The 17,860-nt window shown below is 71.5% G+C and carries 17 protein-coding genes; 12 read left to right on the top strand and 5 right to left on the bottom strand.

What is annotated here, in order from left to right:
• Nucleotides 1–17 precede the first annotated feature (17 nt).
• The 3 genes from AC1DWR_RS10115 to AC1DWR_RS10125 are packed head-to-tail and all read right to left on the bottom strand — an operon-like array spanning nt 18 to nt 1,829.
• Nucleotides 18–1,229, bottom strand: a complete 1,212-nt coding sequence (locus tag AC1DWR_RS10115) for a hypothetical protein (RefSeq protein WP_477624362.1) — start codon at nt 1,227–1,229, stop codon at nt 18–20.
• A 10-nt stretch (nt 1,230–1,239) separates the two neighbouring features.
• Nucleotides 1,240–1,557: a hypothetical protein gene (locus AC1DWR_RS10120; RefSeq protein ID WP_477615084.1), complete on the bottom strand. Its 318-nt coding sequence runs from the start codon at nt 1,555–1,557 to the stop codon at nt 1,240–1,242.
• Nucleotides 1,557–1,829 (bottom strand): hypothetical protein, encoded by a 273-nt coding sequence (locus AC1DWR_RS10125; RefSeq protein ID WP_477615085.1) that lies wholly within the window; start codon nt 1,827–1,829, stop codon nt 1,557–1,559. Before AC1DWR_RS10125 ends, AC1DWR_RS10120 begins: the two co-directional genes overlap by 1 nt.
• A gap of 272 nt (nt 1,830–2,101) precedes the next feature.
• Here AC1DWR_RS10125 and AC1DWR_RS10130 point away from each other — a divergent pair, with 272 nt between their 5' ends.
• Both AC1DWR_RS10130 and meaB read left to right on the top strand, forming a co-directional pair.
• A complete protein-coding gene (locus AC1DWR_RS10130) occupies nt 2,102–3,325 on the top strand; it encodes an acetyl-CoA C-acetyltransferase (protein ID WP_477615086.1) in 1,224 nt (407 codons plus the stop codon).
• Complete coding sequence (gene meaB, locus AC1DWR_RS10135; protein ID WP_477615087.1) at nt 3,326–4,288, top strand: methylmalonyl Co-A mutase-associated GTPase MeaB; 963 nt, start codon at nt 3,326–3,328, stop codon at nt 4,286–4,288.
• A 68-nt stretch (nt 4,289–4,356) separates the two neighbouring features.
• Here the strand turns inward: meaB and AC1DWR_RS10140 are convergent, their stop codons facing one another.
• Nucleotides 4,357–4,824 (bottom strand): group II truncated hemoglobin, encoded by a 468-nt coding sequence (locus AC1DWR_RS10140; protein WP_477615088.1) that lies wholly within the window; start codon nt 4,822–4,824, stop codon nt 4,357–4,359.
• Between the two features lie 90 nt (nt 4,825–4,914).
• Between AC1DWR_RS10140 and AC1DWR_RS10145 the strand changes: the two genes are divergently transcribed.
• The 8 genes from AC1DWR_RS10145 to AC1DWR_RS10180 all read left to right on the top strand — a co-directional run bounded on the left by AC1DWR_RS10145 (nt 4,915) and on the right by AC1DWR_RS10180 (nt 15,266).
• Nucleotides 4,915–6,429: a serine/threonine-protein kinase gene (locus AC1DWR_RS10145; protein WP_477624363.1), complete on the top strand. Its 1,515-nt coding sequence runs from the start codon at nt 4,915–4,917 to the stop codon at nt 6,427–6,429.
• A gap of 69 nt (nt 6,430–6,498) precedes the next feature.
• A complete protein-coding gene (locus tag AC1DWR_RS10150; RefSeq protein WP_477615090.1) occupies nt 6,499–7,506 on the top strand; it encodes a GNAT family N-acetyltransferase in 1,008 nt (335 codons plus the stop codon).
• A 64-nt stretch (nt 7,507–7,570) separates the two neighbouring features.
• A complete protein-coding gene (locus AC1DWR_RS10155) occupies nt 7,571–7,879 on the top strand; it encodes a thiamine-binding protein (protein ID WP_477615091.1) in 309 nt (102 codons plus the stop codon).
• A gap of 177 nt (nt 7,880–8,056) precedes the next feature.
• Nucleotides 8,057–11,176, top strand: coding sequence for an FtsX-like permease family protein (locus AC1DWR_RS10160; RefSeq protein WP_477615092.1), 3,120 nt, complete (start codon nt 8,057–8,059; stop codon nt 11,174–11,176).
• 20 nt (nt 11,177–11,196) lie between these two features.
• The gene (locus AC1DWR_RS10165; protein ID WP_477615093.1) at nt 11,197–12,072 is read left to right on the top strand and encodes an ABC transporter ATP-binding protein; all 876 of its coding nucleotides are present in this window, start codon (nt 11,197–11,199) and stop codon (nt 12,070–12,072) included.
• Nucleotides 12,065–12,808, top strand: coding sequence for an ABC transporter ATP-binding protein (locus tag AC1DWR_RS10170; protein WP_477615094.1), 744 nt, complete (start codon nt 12,065–12,067; stop codon nt 12,806–12,808). The genes AC1DWR_RS10165 and AC1DWR_RS10170 overlap by 8 nt, the downstream gene beginning before the upstream one ends.
• A 10-nt stretch (nt 12,809–12,818) precedes the next feature.
• Complete coding sequence (locus tag AC1DWR_RS10175; protein ID WP_477615095.1) at nt 12,819–13,334, top strand: MarR family winged helix-turn-helix transcriptional regulator; 516 nt, start codon at nt 12,819–12,821, stop codon at nt 13,332–13,334.
• Between the two features lie 192 nt (nt 13,335–13,526).
• Nucleotides 13,527–15,266, top strand: coding sequence for an acyl-CoA mutase large subunit family protein (locus AC1DWR_RS10180; RefSeq protein ID WP_477615096.1), 1,740 nt, complete (start codon nt 13,527–13,529; stop codon nt 15,264–15,266).
• A gap of 58 nt (nt 15,267–15,324) precedes the next feature.
• Here the strand turns inward: AC1DWR_RS10180 and AC1DWR_RS10185 are convergent, their stop codons facing one another.
• Nucleotides 15,325–15,966, bottom strand: coding sequence for a TetR/AcrR family transcriptional regulator (locus tag AC1DWR_RS10185; RefSeq protein ID WP_477615097.1), 642 nt, complete (start codon nt 15,964–15,966; stop codon nt 15,325–15,327).
• A gap of 147 nt (nt 15,967–16,113) precedes the next feature.
• Between AC1DWR_RS10185 and AC1DWR_RS10190 the strand changes: the two genes are divergently transcribed.
• Nucleotides 16,114–16,854, top strand: coding sequence for a hypothetical protein (locus AC1DWR_RS10190; protein WP_477615098.1), 741 nt, complete (start codon nt 16,114–16,116; stop codon nt 16,852–16,854).
• Nucleotides 16,851–17,852 carry a DUF8094 domain-containing protein gene (locus tag AC1DWR_RS10195; protein WP_477615099.1) on the top strand — a complete coding sequence of 334 codons (1,002 nt, stop codon included), beginning with the start codon at nt 16,851–16,853 and terminating at the stop codon, nt 17,850–17,852. The genes AC1DWR_RS10190 and AC1DWR_RS10195 overlap by 4 nt, the downstream gene beginning before the upstream one ends.
• Nucleotides 17,853–17,860 lie beyond the last annotated feature (8 nt).

Raw genomic sequence — 17,860 nt, forward strand, 5'->3', positions numbered from 1 at the left:
CGGCGTACGGCGCGGGTTCAGGAGCGGAAGACGACGACGCGGGGCTCGATGTTGCGGCGGTCCTGACCACCCTGCAACGTGTAACCGCTGGCGACCCACGAGGTGGTCCGCGTGGGATGGGGGCGACAGACGACGTAGTCGCCCCACTTGCCCGCCTGCGGGGAGTGGGTCGAGGTCGCCGTCGTCTTCGTGGCCCACGTGTTGGCCTGCTGGTCGAGGACGCCGACCGCGTGCGCCGGCTGGGTCGGGCCGCCGAAGAAGGCGGTGAGACCGATGCCGCCCCGCTTGTTGGGGGCCGCCGCCGGATAGGCCCAGGCGCCGCTCTGGCTCCAGAGGTCCGGCTCGGCCACCACGGCCAGCGACTGCTCGTCGAGCGTCACCCCACGGATGTAGGGCTGAGGCCGACCCGGGCCCCGGCCGGCGCTCCACAGGAAGCCGAGCCGGCCGCCAGCCCGCCAGGCGCCGGTGATCCGGTCATCGCAACGGCTGAGCCAGGGCTGGCCGTCCGGCCCGAGCGAGCGGTAGTCGCTGTCGTTCCACGCCGTGACCGGGATCGTCCAGGTGGTGACATCGGCCGCGTCGTCCAGCCACTGGAAGAGCCGCAGGGACCGGCGCGCCTGGTCGTTCCCGGCGAACCACATCGACGAACCGGCTCCCGAGACCAGGCGCAACGAGCCGACCCCGGTGGTCGACCAGTGCCGCCTCGTGAGGGGCCCGGTCCGGGTCAGGTCGGCACGGGCATACCTGATGATCCCCGCCCGCACCCACCGGTCGGAGCCGTCGTAGTGGTTGAAGGTCAGCCACAGGTTCTTGGTGCTGACCGCCAGGTCGGGGAAGTCGAACCAGACGTCGGTCCAGGCCGGGTCGAGATCAGCCGGCGCGACGTCCCACCAGCGCCACGTCCCCGAGACGGCGGTCCGGCTGACGGCGAGACGAAAGATGTTGCTGCGCCCCGATTTCGAGTACTGCAGCAGCCACACCCACAGGCGTTGGGCCGGCAGGTAGGTGACGATCTGGTCGCAGCAGAACATGCCGCGGTCGGCCGGGAACTCGGTGAAGGGGTCGAGCAGCGACCAGGTCGCGCCGCGGTCCGACGAGCGCGTGGCGAACCAGTTGCCCGTCACGAAGAGGGTCGAGGAGGACACTCCGAGCGTGGGCTCGCCGACGGTCCCGGTCTGCGTGCCGGTGGCCGCGTCGTCGAGGGCGAGGTTCGAGGTGATCGTCACCACGGGTCGGCGCTCACTCCGGGTCGCTCGGCGGGGGAGCGGATGCCGCCGGAGCGACGGGTGTGGCCGGGGGTGTCTCGGGGGGCTTGGGCCCTGGCTTCTTGCGCTTGGCCGACTGCTGCCGGTCGCGCTGGTCCAGGTCCCTGTCGCTCATCGGTGTGCCGAGGTCGGGCTCGGCTCCGGCGGGCAGGCCCTCGGCCGCCTCGGCTCCGGCCAGGGCGTCCTCGCGGGCCTTGTCCCGCTTCCTGCGCGGACGGACATGCGTGCCCGAGAGGGCGTCGGCACCCTCGTGGGTGGCCTCCGTGGAGCCGGCTCGCCGCTTGGTGGCCATCAGTCCGGATCGCCCCCTGAGCCGTTGCGGGCCAGCGCCGGAGCCATCGGGCGGCGCCACTCCACCCGGGCCAGGACGGCCAGCACGGCGGCTGCCGCGAGGAAGACGAGGGCCAGCGCACGCTCGGTCCCGCCGCTGCCCGCGTCTCCGCCCTCACCGCCGAGCCGCTCGATCCAGTCGGGCACCAGGGCTGTCACGACGGCCAGCACGGTGCCGATCCCCGCGAGGACGACCTCGGCCCAGAACCGTCTGCGCACCACACGTCCGCCCATTGCCCGCTCCTCACGATCGGCCGGCCGGCTGAGTCAGCCGCCGCTCCCGGTGGGGGCACGGCCCCCATCCAAGGATGGACCTCGGCCGCGGCCGCGACAAGGTTTCGACGGGGCTCATCCGGTCCGGCGCCGGGGACCCGGGACCCGCTGGGAGGCCACCTCGCGGCATACCGGAGTGTGGTCAGGACCACCTGCCCTGGCGGGTCCTGGCGCCGGGCGCCGCATTAGAGTGAACGCAGGTAGTCCCCAATGGCGCTGGAGGCCTTGTCACCATGTCTGATCGTCCCGTTTCCGTCATCGTCGCGGGTGCCCGCACGCCCATGGGCCGCCTGCTCGGCTCGCTCAAGGACTTCTCAGGCGCCGACCTCGGTGGCTTCGCCATCAAGGGCGCCCTGGAGAAGGCAGGCGTGAGCCCCGACCAGGTCGACTACGTGATCATGGGCCAGGTCCTGCAGGCCGGCGCCGGCCAGATCCCCGCCCGGCAGGCCGCCGCCAAGGCCGGCATCCCCATGTCCGTCCCGGCGCTGACCATCAACAAGGTCTGCCTCTCCGGCATCAACGCCATCGCGATGGCCGACCAGCTGATCCGCGCCGGTGAGTTCGACGTGGTCGTCGCGGGCGGCCAGGAGTCGATGACCAACGCCCCGCACCTGCTGGAGAAGTCCCGCGAGGGCTTCAAGTACGGCGACGTGCAGATGCGCGACCACATGGCCTTCGACGGCCTGTGGGACGCCTTCACCGACCAGGCCATGGGGCTGCTCACCGAGCAGGCCAACACCGGCGACCAGGAGTTCACCCGCGAGCAGCAGGACGAGTTCGCGGCCCGCAGCCACCAGCTCGCGGCGCGCGCCTGGAAGGACGGGCTGTTCGACGACGAGGTCGTCACTGTCTCCATCCCGCAGCGCAAGGGCGACCCGCTGGAGTTCAAGACCGACGAGGGCATCCGCGCCGACACGACGACCGAGACCCTCGGCAAGCTCCGCCCGGCGTTCTCCAAGGACGGCACCATCACGGCAGGCACGGCCAGCCAGATCAGCGACGGCGCCGCCGCCGTCGTTGTCATGAGCAAGACCAAGGCCCAGGAGCTCGGCCTGTCCTGGATCGCCGAGATCGGCGCCCACGGGGTCGTTGCGGGCCCTGACTCCACCCTCCAGCAGCAGCCCGCGCGCGCCATCGCCAAGGCGTGCGAGCGCGAGGGCATCACGCCCGCCGACCTCGACCTCGTCGAGATCAACGAGGCGTTCGCCGCGGTCGGGCTGGCCTCGGCCAAGGAGCTCGGCATCGACGTGGACAAGGTCAACGTCAACGGTGGCGCGATCGCCCTCGGACACCCGATCGGCATGTCCGGCGCCCGGATCGCCCTGCACCTCGCGCTGGAGCTGGGCCGCCGCGGCGGCGGCGTCGGCGCGGCCGCCTTGTGTGGCGGCGGTGGCCAGGGTGACGCCCTCATCGTGCGCGTGCCCAAGAGCGACGCCACCACCGACGCCAAGGCCTGAGTGGCCCCCCGCACCGTCGACGTCCCTGCCCTGGTCGAATCGGCCAGGGCAGGGTCGCCTCGTGCCGTCGCGCGGCTGATCTCCCTCGTCGAGGACGGTCACCCGGCCCTGCGTGAGGTGATGGCAGCACTCGCGCCACACACCGGCAAGGCCCACATCATCGGCATCACCGGCAGTCCTGGCGTGGGCAAGTCCACGTCCACCAATGCGCTCGTCGGCGCCCTTCGCACACAGGGCAAGCGAATCGGCATCCTCGCCGTCGACCCCTCGTCGCCGTTCTCCGGCGGCGCGCTCCTCGGCGACCGGGTGCGCATGCAGGACCACGCTCTCGACCCCGACGTCTACATCCGCTCGATGGCCAGTCGAGGCCACCTGGGTGGGCTCTCGTGGACGACGCCGCAGGCGCTGCGGGTGCTCGACGCCGCCGGGTGTGACGTGATCCTGGTCGAGACCGTCGGGGTGGGTCAGTCCGAGGTGGAGGTCGCGGGACTCGCGGACACGACCATCGTGCTGCTCGCGCCCGGCATGGGTGACGGCATCCAGGCGGCCAAGGCGGGCATCCTCGAGATCGGCGACATCTTCGTCGTCAACAAGGCCGACCGCGACGGGGCCGACGCCACGGTCCGCGACATCCGCCACATGATCTCCCTGGGCGACCGCACCGAACCGAACCTCTGGCGCCCGCCCGTGCTGAAGACCGTTGCGCAGCAAGGTCAGGGCGTCGACGAGGTCATCGAGGCGATCGAGAAGCACACGGCCTGGATGGAGGGGTCCGGCGCGCTGCGCGAGCGCCGCATCCGTCGCGCCGGCGACGAGATCGAGTCGATCGCGCTCCAGGCCCTGCGCGCCAAGATGGGCGACCTGCGGCACGGCAACGGCGTCGACGAGCTCGCCGCCGCCGTCGTGGACGGCACGACCGACCCGTATGCCGCGGCCGACCAGATCGTCGACGCCCTCGCCTGAGTCGCCTCCCGCCGTTCGGGGACCGCCGGGTCCTGTGACGGCGGATCGTCCGGACAACGGGCCCGGGGTCAGTCGCGGCCGGAGGTGACCAGGCCGTCCCAGTCCCAGCGCGGCATACCCAGGCCGTCGGGCACGGTCGCGTCCTCGTCGTGGAACTCGTTGACGTCGGCGACGGCCCACTCCATGTAGGCCCGCAGGGCCGACCGGAACTCGGGGTCACCGGGGAGTCCCACGTCGTCGGCGGCCGCGACGAAGCACTCCACGAACAGCGGCCCGAGCTCGAGCATCCCCGGGCCGTTGCCGGCATGCATCCGCAGCATCGACGACTGGTCGCTCAGCTGCTCCGAGAACCGTGGTGGGCCCCCGAGTACCTCGGCCCAGTAGGCGGCGAGCCGCTCGACGTGCTGGGGGTTGAGGTCTTCCTTGCTGAACGGGTGGTTGAGCAGCGGATCGGCGACGCAGCGCTCGTGGTGCGCGCGGGCCAGGGCGAGGAAGGCCTCGTCGCCCCCGGCGAACTCGTACAGGCTCGGCCGCATCCCGGCAGCCTCGCACGAGGGTCACGTGGAGTGTCAAGGTGCACCCGTGGCGAATAGGGTGAAGCCCGGACCCGACCCGAAAGGACCAGAGTGCAGCCCCAGGTGATTGCCGGACGCTACGAGGTGCTCCGTTCCATCGGCAGAGGTGGCATGGGCACGGTCTGGCTGGCACGCGACACCGTGCTGGGCCGCGAGGTGGCCATCAAGCAGATCGGTGCGCTCCCGGGCGAGCCCGCGGCGGCGGCACGGGCCATGCGCGAGGCCCGGATCGCGGCCTCCCTCAACGACGCCCACGCCGTCGGGGTGTTCGACGTCGTGGACGAGAACGACTCGCACTGGCTGGTCATGGAGTACGTCGAGGGGCAGAGCCTGGCCGAGAAAATCCACGAGGTCGGCGCGCTGCCGCCCACGCGGGTCGCGGCGATCGGGTCCGCCGTGGCGAGTGCCCTCGCTCGTGCGCACGAGCGGGGGATCGTGCACCGGGACATCAAGCCGGGCAACATCCTCATCGACAACGTGGGCACTCCCAAGATCAGCGACTTCGGGATCGCTCGCGCACACACGGACGACCAGCTCACCCAGACGGGGTTCATGACCGGCACACCCGGCTACCTCTCGCCCGAGCTGGCGCGAGGGGGCGACCCGACTCCCGCCACGGACGTCTGGGCCCTCGGGGCGACGTTGTACTACGCGGTGGAGGGCCAGCCGCCCTACGAGTCGCAGGCCAACCCGCTCGCCACCCTGCAGGCCATCGCGCGCGGTGAGGCCCGCCCGATGGAGCAGGCCGGCCCGCTGGGTGGCGCCATCGCGGCCATGATGGACCACGACACCTCACAACGCTGGGACATGGCCACCGCCTCCGAACGGCTGGGCCGGATCGCGGCCGGCGACACCACCATGGCCCTGCCCGCGGGAGCCGTCCTCCCCGGAGCGGGGGCTGCCGCCGCCGGGGCCACGGAGGTGCTGGCCGCACCCCTCGAGACCACCCAGCGACTGGAGACGCCGCCCCTGCCGCCGCCCACGGCATACCCGCCCCGGGAGGCCGAGCCGCGCGGGGACGAGCGTCCCCGCGCACTGGGCTGGGTGGTTGCCCTGCTGGTCCTCGCCCTGATCGGGCTCGGCATCGCCTACGCGCTCACCGACGGTTTCGGCAGCCAGACCCCCAACACGGGCAGGACGACCACCGTCACGTCGACCCAGACCCAGACCGAGACGCCGTCGAGCTCCTCGTCGAGCTCGTCCAGCTCCACGACCAGCAAGACGTCGACGACCACGACCGCTCCACCGAAGTCCGACGCGCAGCTGACCCGCTTCATCGAGTCCTACTACCGGGACGTCACGAAGCAGGGCAAGCGGGACGACACGTTCGCCCAGCTGACCCCGAAGATGCAGCAGGACTCCAAGGGTCGGGCGGGCTACGAGGCGTTCTGGAGCGGCATCAAGTCGGTCGACGTCGGTGACGTGCAGTCCAACGCCGACACCGGCGTGGTGACGGCATCGCTGACCTTCACCAGGCAGGACGACAGCAAGAGCGACGAGACCCACAAGCTGACCGTCGTGAGGGACGGCGACTCCTGGCTGATCGACAGCGACACCCTGCAGTGACCCCTGCGCCCTGAGCGCCACGCCGAAAACCATTGGCGGGCCACGAGTCCGCGGGCCTACCGTCGAGGGATGGAGATCCGCAGACTCAACCCTCTCGACGAGACGGAGCTTGTCCGTTTCCACGAGATCGGCGAGGCTGCCGAGCGCTTCGAGCGTCCCTACGCCACGACGTGGGGGCTGGACGAGATGCGCATCGACCTCACCGAAGAGGACCCCTCCGAACGCAAGGACTGCGTGGTCGCCGTCGATGGCGAGGAGATCGTCGGCGCCGGCATCGCGTTCTCCGCGACCAACGACAACACCCACCTGTCCTGGCTGATGCCGTGGGTCGAGCCGCAGCGACGTGGCCGGGGCATCGGCTCAGCGGTCCTCGCCGAGCTCGTCGCGATCTGCCGTGCGGACCACCGCACCGACCTGGTGATGGAGACCTCCTACCCGTTCGACCGTCGCGAGGACCACCCCTACCGCCGGTTCGCCGAGAAGAACGGCTTCGCCCTCGCCAACACCGAGATCCGCCGGGTGCGGACGTTGCCGGTCGAGGACATCGACCTCGACGCCGTGATGAACGAGGCCGCTCAGCACCACGAGGGCTACCGCATCGTGACGTTCGACGACCCGGTCCCCGATGAGCTGCTGCCGTCGATGTGCGCGGCCCACAACCAGCTCGCCGTCGAGGCGCCCGGTGGTGAGCTCGAGTTCGAGCCCGAGTCGCTCACGCCCGAGCTGGTCCGCATCCACGAGGACCAGCGCCGGCGCATGGGTCGTCGCAAGATCTCGACCCTCGCCGTCACGGATGCCGGCGAGGTGGTCGGGTTCAGCGACCTGGTCATCCCGCCCGAGGACCTGCCCAACGTCTGGCAGTGGGGCACGCTCGTCACGGCCGAGCACCGGGGGCACCACCTGGGCATGGCGATGAAGGCGCGCGGCCTCAAGGAGCTGCAGACCCGGATCGGCCCGGAACGCACGCGCATCGTGACGTGCAACGCCGAGCAGAACGGCTACATGGTGTCGATCAACGAGAGCCTCGGCTTCCGTGCCGTCGAGGTGGCCCCGGCCTTCCTGCTCCGCGAGGCCTGAGCGGCGTGCGGCACCCGGACGGGGCGCATGCCGCGGTGCCGGCCACGCGGCATACGGTGGGGTCATGCTGGTTGCCTTCTCCGTCGCCCCGTCCGTGCCCGCCGACTCCGCCGGTTCGGTGAGTGAGGCGGTCGCCGCCGCCGTCACCGTCGTGCGGGAGTCGGGCCTGCCGCACCGCACCTCCTCGATGTTCACCGAGGTGGAGGGGGAGTGGGACGAGGTGATGGCCGTGGTCAAGGGTGCGGTCGACGCCGTGGCCGCGTTCGGGCCGCGGGTGAGCCTCGTGCTCAAGGCCGACATCCGGGACGGGTATGCCGGTGAGCTCACCGCCAAGCTCGACCGCCTCGAGGCAGCCATCGACGCCCAGAAGTAGCCGGGGCGCTCCCTCCGCAAAACCCTGCGGCAGTCGGCCCGCTTGCGCGTCGATCGTTGCCGGAATGTGCTCCCCTGTCGGATGAATCCCCTTTAGGGTCGAACGGGACGCGGGCGAGACCTGCCGGTGCCCAAGGGAACTCACCGGGACGCGCGGGAGCATGGAGGCACTGACGGCATGTGGGCTGCGATCAGATATCGCCGGGCCCAGGCGGTCGTCCTCGTCCTGCTGTCGGCCCTGATCGCCACGTGTGCAGTCTTCGCGCCGTTGTACCAGCGGGCGCTCGAGCAGTCGCTGCTGCGGACGAGCATCAACGCGGCGAGCGTCGCCGACACGGCCCTCGTGGTCCGGAGCGGCCGAGGAACGGCGAACCCCGACTTCGGGAGTGCCGACCTCGCAGGCAACGTCCCCGTGTCGGTGCGGGTGCTCTACGGCGAGCCCATCGGCCAGCTGTCGGATGCCATCGACATCGTGCCGCGAGCCGGGCTGAAGCCGTCGCCGGGCGACCTCGTCGCGCGAGACCGCGTGTGTGAGCACCTCACCATCACGACGGGTGCCTGCCCCAAGGCGGTCGGTGAGGTCCTCGTGTCCGCCAAGGACCTGGCCGCCTGGAAGTGGCCTCTGGGCAAGACCTTCCAGACCTCGGTTCCAGGCCTCGGCCAGGGCGTCAAACCCACCACCATCCTCACCGTGGTCGGGGCCTACGAGGTGGTCCCCGACGAGGCCTACTGGCTCCGGACCCAGCTCGACGGCAAGTCCGGGTCGCTGGTCGACGTGGGGACCGAGCAGGTGCCGGCCATCGACGACTTCGTGACACCCGAGGCGACGTTCACCAAGGACTGGAGCGTGGCGCAGGCTTCGCTGACCCTCCCGCTGCGCCGGGACCTGTTCACGTTGGGCAACCTGCAGCAGATCTCCCACGTCCTGGCAGCCAGGGGCGGCAACCGCGTCGCGGGGCAGGGGATCGACGGCGCGCTCGTCGAGACCCAGCTGCCCTCGATCATCGACGGGATCCGGGTGGGCCAGCACCAGCTGCAGGTCATCGTTCCGCTCCTCATGGCACAGCTCGGGCTGCTGGCGGCCGCCATCCTGCTTCTGGTCGCCCAGGCAGCGGTGGAGCAGCGACGCCCCGAGGTGGCCCTGGCACGACTGCGTGGCCGCAGCAGGGAGGGCGCCGGCCGGATCGTCATGGGGGAGCTCGCCGTGACAGTCGCCCTCGGGCTGCCCGTCGGATTCCTCCTGGCGCTCTTCCTGACGACCCTCGTCCGGTGGTTCCTCCTGCCCGACGGGGTCCCGTTCGAGGTGCCGTGGTCCTCGGTTGCAGCCCTGGCTGCGTCGGCGGTCGTCTGCGCCGTGGCGATCTGGCTGGCGGCCAGGCCGGTCCAGCAGCAGACCGTGTCGGCCCTGCTCCGGCGGGTGTCGCGCGAACGCGTCCGCGCGTTCGGCATCGTGGACGTCCTCGCCGTCGCGCTCGCCGCCTTCGGGCTCATCGGTCTGGCCACCGGCTCGCTCGAGGGTCCGCTGGCTCTCGTGACGCCGACGCTGATCGCCCTGGCCGCCGGGCTGGTCGCCTCACGGCTGGCGGTCCCGGTCGCGGCCGCCAGCGGTCGTGCCAACCTGCGGCGGGGGCGGATCGGTCCCGCCCTCACCGCTTTCGGTCTCGAACGTCGACCCACGCTGCGCAAGGTGGTCACCGTGGTCAGCGTCGCGGTTGCGCTGACCGTGTTCGCCGCCAATGCGCTCGTCGTGGGCGATCGCAACTGGACAGCTCGTGCCCAGGTGCAGACCGGCGCACCGGCCGTCATCGACACCGACAGCCGCAACCCCGCCAGCCTCTTGGCCACCGTGCGGGCGATCGACCCGACCGGCGCCGAGGCGAGTCCGGTGGCCATCGTCCGGTGGACCGACCGGGGCGCCACCGCGACGATGGCGGTGGTCACCAAGGACTTCGAGGAGACGTCGTTCGCCCCGCCGGGCGAGTCCTACCGACTCGGCGAGCTGGCACCTCCCGACGTTGCGCCCGTGCACCTCGTCGGCACCCGGGTCACTGGACGCGTCGCCTGGGACCTCACCACGCCCGAGGGTGAGACGAGCCAGCGGCCCAGCGGCCAGTCCGGCAGCCCGCTGCCACCCGGCGTGGGCCCGGGGTCCGAGGAGCCCTCGGAGCTGCGCATCTCCGTGACGACACCGCAGGGTCAGCGGCTCACCCGGGTCATCGGGCAGATCCCGTTGCAGGGCAAGGGCTCCCGAGCGCTCAACGCCCTGCTGCTCTGCCCGGACGGGTGCCGGCTCGACGGGCTGGAGTTCCGCAAGACCGACCAGCAGGTCAGCGAGGTCAGCGGCACGCTGAGCATCACGGGGCTCGGCCTTGACGGGAAGTCGCTCGACGTCGCGGCCCCCACCCAGTGGAACCCGTTCGTCGCGCCGGCCACGAGCAGCCGCGACGTCCTGAAGCAGGTGCCGGCCGCCGGCGACACGCTCGCCCTGGAGCTCGTCAGCACCGGCTTTGCGCTCGAGCTCTCCCACGCCGACGTCCCAGCGGTCCTGCCGGGGCTGCTGGCCGGCCCCGTGCCGCCTGGCGGGACCGCGGAGGGCTTCGATGCCATCGGCATCAACGGTGCACCGCTCACGGCCGCCGCCCAGCAGACGGTCTCCACCCTGCCGGTCCTGGGCAAGCAGGGAGTCCTGGTGGACTACGAGACGCTGGCCCGGCTGGGCGGCCGCCTTCCCGACAGCGGAACCCTGTCCGTCTGGGTCGCCGACCCCGCAAGGGCCGACGCCGTGGCCCAAGGCCTCCGCGCGCAAGGGGTGGGCATCCTCGCAAGGCACAGTGTGACCGCGGCCAAGGACCGTCTCGACGAGTCCGCCTCCGCCCAGGGCCTGCGACTGGCTGCCTTCACCGGTGCGATGGGGGTGCTCCTCGCGGCCCTGGTGGTCCTCGTGATGACGGTCACGGGCTGGCGCGTGGTCGCCCGTGACCTGGCTGCCCTCCACATGTCCGGCGTCCCGCTCAAGGCCCTGCGGAGATCCCTGGTGCGCGAGCAAGTGGTGCTCGTCCTGGTCGGCACCGTGGTGGGGGTCGTCTGCGGCACGGTGAGCTCGTTCGTCGCCATGCCACTGGTCCCACTGTTCGACAGCTCAGCCGACCCCGTGCCGGCCCTGGAGCTGGAGCCGGCCACGGTGGCGATCGTCGGTGCCGCCGTCGTGGCCGCAGCGGTGCTCGTCGCCGTCGGCTGGCTGGCCGCAGTGGGAGCGGGTCGCAGGATCACCCTGAACCGGATCCGGGAGTCCCTGTGACCGCCACGAACGGAGTCCCTGTGACCGCCACGAGCGACAGGACCGGGGTGGCCACTCGGGGGCTGCGGGTGACCACGCGCGGCCTCGTCCACATCTACCGCGCCGAGGGCCATGACGTGGCCGCCCTGTCCGGCGTCGACCTCACGGTCCACCCCGGAGAGGTGGTGGGGCTGCTGGGGCCGTCCGGCGCCGGTAAGTCGACCCTCCTGACGTTGTTCGGCGGGCTCATGCGGCCCAGCGCAGGGCGCGTGCTGGTCGGCGATCACGAGCTGTCGACGATGACCGAAGCCGACCTCGACCGGTTCCGGGCCGCGGAGGTGGGGCTGGTCCTGCAGGGCGCTGCCCGCAACCTCCTGCCCTATCTCAGTGCCCGCCAGAACGTCGAGTTCGCCCAGACCTCCGCGCGCAGGGCCGGCCGCGACGTGCCGCCTCCCGGAGAGGTGCTGGAGCTCGTGGGTCTGGGCCACGCCGCGACCGCACCGCTGGACTCCCTGCCGCCCGGTCAGCTGCAGCTCGCCGCCCTGGCCGTGGCACTCGCAAGCAGGCCGGGCCTGCTGCTGGGCGACGAGCCCACCTCCCAGCTGCACCACTCGTCCCGCGACCTCGTGCTCGACACGGTGCACCGGGTCAACCAGGAGTGGGGGACCACCGTGGTGGTCGTGACCCACGACCCCGAGGTGGCGGCGCGGCTGCCCAGGACGGTCACCATCCGCGACGGCCGCGTCGGGGGCGAGGGCCGTTCCGGCGAGGAGTATGCCGTGGTGTCCGCGGACGGCTCGCTGCCCCTGCCGCCCGCAGCCGTGGGGGCGTTCCCCCCGGGCGCCCTGGTGCGCGTGCACGAGGTCGACGGTGTCTGGACGCTGATTCCGGAAGGCAGGGGTGAGGCGGGTGGGTGACCGGCGCGAGTGGTCCACGGACAGCGGGGCGATCGACGACGGCCGGCTGGGGGATGACCGAGCCCTCGGGCGCGTCGAGTCGCCGCCCCTGAGGGTCGAGGGCGTCACCGTGCGCTACGGGTCCACGGTCGCCGTCGCGGGCGCGGACCTGGAGGCTTATGCCGGGGAGTTCATCGCGGTCACCGGTCACAGTGGTGCCGGGAAGTCCTCGCTGCTGTGGGCCATCGGTGGCGCTGTGGCCAGCGAGGGCACGGTGCGCCTCGGCGACGACGTCGTCCGGGACCGGGCCCAGGCCGCGCGACTCGGCATCGAGGTCATCCCGCAGGGAAGCGCCCTCGCTGTGCTCCTCTCGGCCCAGGAGAACGTCGCACTGCCGCTGCTGGCGCGGGGGGTGCGCTCCGACCAGGCCGGGCGTCGGGCTCAGGAGGCACTGGAGTCGGTCGGCCTGCACGAGTCCGGCAGCCACCTGGCCGAGGAGCTCAGCGGTGGCCAGCAGCAGCGGGTGGCCGTCGCTCGTGGCCTTGCCCTGCGCGGCACGGTGCTCCTCGCCGACGAGCCCACCTCCGAGCTCGACCACGACAACCGTGAACGCGTCCTGGCGCTGTTGCGGGCCGAGGCTCGGCGGGGCGCGATCGTCATCATGGCCACGCACGACCCCGAGGCCGCCGAGGAGGCGGACGGTGAGATCCGCCTCGATGATGGACAGCTCGAGACCGTCCGACTCCCTGCGGGCTAGCCTGCTGCGCGTGCCGAAGCCCATTCGCCTGCCGTTCGACCCGATCACGCGCGCGGCCCAGCTGTGGACCAGACGCTGGGGGCGCACCTCCCAGCCGTTGGCGATGGCGAGCGCGACGTCGATCATGCGCGTCCAGCAGCTGCTGATCACGGACTACGACGCCCTGGTCGGCAGGCACGGCCTGACGTTCGCCCGCTACGAGGCGCTGGTGCTGCTCGCGTTCAGCCGCGACGGCCGGTTGGGCATGAGCAAGATCGGCCAGCGCCTGATGGTCCACCCGACCAGCGCCACCAACATCATCCAGCGCCTCGACGCCCAGGGTTTCGTCGAACGCCTGCCCAACCCCGATGACGGTCGAGGCACCCTCGCCGTGATCACGCCGGCAGGACGCGAGGCCATGGAGGCCGCGACCGCTGACCTGGTCAAGGAGAAGTTCGGTCTCGGCATGCTGACCGCCGCCGAGCACGAACAGCTGTTCGACCTGCTCCGCAAGGTGCGCGTCGGCGCCGCCGACTTCGACGCCTGACCCAGCCCCCCGGCATACCCCGAGCCACCCACCCCCCACCTTTATCGGGTCTAGGGACTTGGGTCGACTTCACCCCGAAACGGTTCTGGGGTGAAGCCGACGTTTGTCCCTAGACCCGATAAAGGGTGGGGCGGGGGTGGGTGGGGGAGCTCTGGCGTGACATTTACTAGGACGTCCTAGTAAATTGGCGCCATGCCCGAGAACCCCGCACCCACCACCCCCGCGACGAGCGACGGCGCTGCCCGCTGGCAGGCCCGCTACGACGCAGCCCAGGCCAAGGGGCAGGTGCGCGACGCAGACTTCACCACGCTCTCGCAGATGCCCGTGGAGCCCGTCTACGGGCCGACCGACGGCTCCGAGGTGCCCGAGCGGATCGGCTGGCCGGGGGAGTACCCCTTCACGCGAGGTCTCTACCCGACGGGCTACCGCGGCCGCACCTGGACGATCCGGCAGTTCGCCGGCTTCGGCAACGCGGTGCAGACCAATGAGCGCTACAAGATGATCCTGGAGCGCGGGGGCGGTGGCCTCTCGGTGGCCTTCGACATGCCCACCCTGATGGGGCGCGACTCCGACGACCCGATGAGCCTCGGCGAGGTCGGCCACTGCGGCGTCGCGATCGACTCCGCCAAGGACATGGAGGTGCTGTTCAACGAGCTGCCGCTCGAGGACATCACCACGTCGATGACGATCAGCGGTCCGGCCGTCCCCGTGTTCTGCATGTACCTCGTCGCCGCCGAGCGCCAGGGTGTCGACCTGGGCGTCCTCAACGGAACGCTGCAGACCGACATCTTCAAGGAGTACATCGCCCAGAAGGAGTGGCTGTTCGCCCCCGAGCCGCACCTGCGCCTGATCGGCGACCTGATGGAGTACTGCGCCGAGAACATCCCCGACTACAAGCCGCTGTCGGTCTCGGGCTACCACATCCGCGAGGCCGGTTCCACGGCTGCGCAGGAGCTCGCGTTCACCCTCGCCGACGGGTTCGGCTACGTCGAGCTAGGGCTCTCCCGCGGCCTCGACATCGACACCTTCGCCCCCGGGCTGTCCTTCTTCTTCGACAGCCACCTGGACTTCTTCGAGGAGATCGCGAAGTTCCGTGCCGCCCGCCGGATCTGGGCTCGCTGGTTGCGCGACACCTACGGCGCGAAGACCGACAAGGCCCAGTGGCTGCGGTTCCACACCCAGACCGCCGGGGTGTCGCTCACGGCGCAGCAGCCCTACAACAACGTGGTCCGGACCGCTGTCGAGGCGCTCGCGGCTGTCCTGGGTGGCACCAACAGCCTCCACACCAACGCGCTCGACGAGACCTTGGCGCTGCCCAGCGAGCAGGCTGCCGAGATCGCCCTGCGCACCCAGCAGGTGATCATGGAGGAGACCGGCGTCGTCAACGTCGCCGACCCGCTCGGGGGCAGCTGGTACGTCGAGGCCCTCACCGACAAGATCGAGGCCGAAGCCGAAGCCATCTTCGACAAGATCAGGGCGATGGGTGAGCTCGGCAAGCCCCGCAACGCCGAGGGTGGCGTCGACCACGCGGTCGGCCCGATGACCTCCGGCATCCTGCGCGGCATCGAGGACGGCTGGTTCATGTCCGAGATCGCCGAGGCCGCCTTCCAGTACCAGGTGTCGTTGGAGAAGGGAGACAAGAAGGTCGTCGGCGTCAACTGCCACACCGCCTCGGTCACCCACGAGCTCGAGATCCTGCGCGTCAGCCACGAGGTCGAGCGCGAGCAGGTCGCCACTCTCAAGACGCGCAAGACGGACCGCGACGAGGACGCCGTGCGCGCTGCCGTGCAGCACATGGTCGAGGTGGCCCGCACCAGCGGAAACATGGTGCCCGCCATGCTCGACGCGGCGCGCGCCGAGGCGACGCTGGGCGAGATCTGCGACGCGCTGCGCGACGAGTGGGGCGTCTACCGCGAGCCCGCCCGCTTCTGACCGACCGGGGTATGCCGCGTGGCGGCCTTGTGCCGCGCGCCGGATCGGGAGCGTCGGGTCAGGGCTCCCCGGCGGGCTCGCGTTGCTCGCGCCGCAGCCGCGCGTAGGCCACGTCGGCCAGCAGGGCGATGAGGCCGTCGATGAAGGCCTCGTCGGGCTCACCCGTCGCCAGGGCGCGGTGCATGACCGAGCCGACGACCACGTCGGCGAGCAAGTCGACGTCGATCATGTCCTGTCGGATCTCGCCGCGGCCGATCGCGCGCTCGACGGACGTCGCCACCAGGGCGTGCAAGCGCGTCGACAGGGACTCCCGCACCTTCTGGCCGACCCCCTCGGGGTCACGGGCCGACTCGGCCAGCAACGCGGCATACGCACCACCGGTGGAGGGGTCGCGCAGCAGCCGCGCTGCCTCGCCGATGCCGGCGCGCATGTCGGCCGCCAGCGAGCCGTTGTCCTCGATCTCGATCTCGTCAAAGGTCGCGGCCACGGCGTGCACGGCGAGCTCGACCTTCGAGGGCCAGCGCCGGTAGAGCGTGCTCTTGGCCACACCCGCCTTGGCGGCAACGTGCTCCATCGACATCCGGGCCACGCCCTTGTCGGCGAGCACCTGTCGCGCCGCCGCGGTGATCGCCTGCTCGGTCGCCTCCTCACGGGGGCGCCCGGGGCGGCGACTTCGGTCGTGCCGTGAACGTGAGGTCATCACGGGCGATCATGCCACCGACGACGTGATTTCAGGCGTTGGGGATTTGTCGTCATGGACCAACCTGGGTCATGGTGGTGTGATTGCCGACTGCGGGGAGCTCCCGCGTGTCGGCCCACTCACGTAAGGATTTCTACTGTGTCGGTTGTGGCCAAACGCGCGCTCTTCGCCGCGGTGACCGTGATCGGACTCGTGCTCCTGGTCGTCGGAGCCTGGTTCACCGTCCACCTCGGGTCCTCCGGGAGCGCCGTGCTCCGGTCCGTTCCCCCCAAGGGCGCTGTCGTCGTCATCGAACCGTCGGTGCTCAACCGCGTCGACCGCCCGGTGAGCATCACGGCCGTTGGCCCCTCGGGGACGCAGATCTGGATGGGCCGGACGAGCCCCACGGACGCCAAGGCGATCGTCGGTGCCGCCGACCACACCTCGGTCAGCGGGGCCCACGTGAGGGACTGGAGCCTGGTGCAGTCGCGGTCCGGCGCCGGCGCTGCGCCCCAGCTCGACACGGCCGACATCTGGCGCCAGACCGCCACCGGCGAGGGCAGGGTGCGACTCACGGTCGACCAGGCCGGAGCCCCCGAGTCGGTCGTCATCGCCGCACCTGATGGCAAGCCGGTCGACCTCAGCTCGCTGACGGTCACCGTCGAGCGCCGGACCTGGTTCTTCCAGGCGCTGCTCGTCACGCTCGTCGGCCTCCTGGCCGCCGCGGCTGGTGGAGCTGGACTGTGGCAGAACCGGCCGCGTCGCACCCAGAGCCCGACCGAGGGCCCCACCGAGAGCCCGACCGAGGGGCCGACCGAGGGCCCCACCGAGGGGCCGACCGAGAACTCGACCCCAGCCCCGACCGAAGGCAACGGGACCGACGCGCCCACCGAGGAGGTGCGCGCATGAGCGGCTCGACCCCTCGCGCTGCGCTCGTGGGCGCCCTGGGCGTGACCCTGAGCCTGGTGCTGGCGGGCTGTGGTGCCGGTTCCAGCCTGGTGGGGGTGCACGACGCGCCCAAGCAGGCCGCCGCCACGGCGCCGATCTCGGCGCAGAGTGCCGAAGCCATCGCCAGCCGGGTCCTCACCAAGGCCGCCGACGCGGGCGCAGCGAAGCCGGCCGATGCCGCGACGCTCCGCGCGGAGGCGCTCACGGGCAGCGCCCTCGCGGTCGCCAACGCCGCCAGCCGACTCCAGACGGGTGCCACCCCCACCGCCGCACCGATGAGGCGCACCGAGCCGCCCAAGGTCCTCGGGGTCTCGCGGGGCACGGGCTGGCCCCGCCTGATCCTCGCCCAGACGACCACGGCGGAGAACGGCGCGGTGCTGAACCTCCTGGTCTCGCCGGACGCCAGGACGCCGTTCCGGCTCAGCGCCGCCGCGCCCATGCAGCCCGGCGCCACGGTGGCGGCTCTCGACTCGCTGACCACGGGTTCGCCGATGGTCACCCCGGCCACCAGGCTCGCGGTGCAGCCCGCCGACCTGCTCAAGGGGTATGCCGCGAGTCTCGCCTTCCCCAAGCCGGTCGCCGACCCCCACGTCGACGCGGCGGAGCCGTTCTCCACGGCGATCCGCGCCCACGCGGCCGAACAGGCCAAGACCTTCGGGAAGCTGGCCACCCTCAAGCAGACGCACACCGTCGAGCCGGACAGCACGGTCGCCATCGCGTTGCGCGGTGGTGGAGCCCTCGTCTTCGGCCTGCTGGAACGCACTGACACGATCACGCTGCGCCCCGGCGGCAAGTCGCTCACGCCCAGCGCCGACTTCCAACGACTCGTGCGCAAGAAGACCCTCACCAAGAGCGCCGAACTCAAGTCCTACGAGACCGTCGTGTTCACCGTGCCGGCCGAGGGGAAGGCGCAGCTCGTCGCCGTCGACGAGGTGCTGTTCTCGGCCAAGGGCGCGTGAGGGACAAT

The sequence above is a fragment of the Pedococcus sp. P2_E2 genome (genome assembly GCF_056403955.1).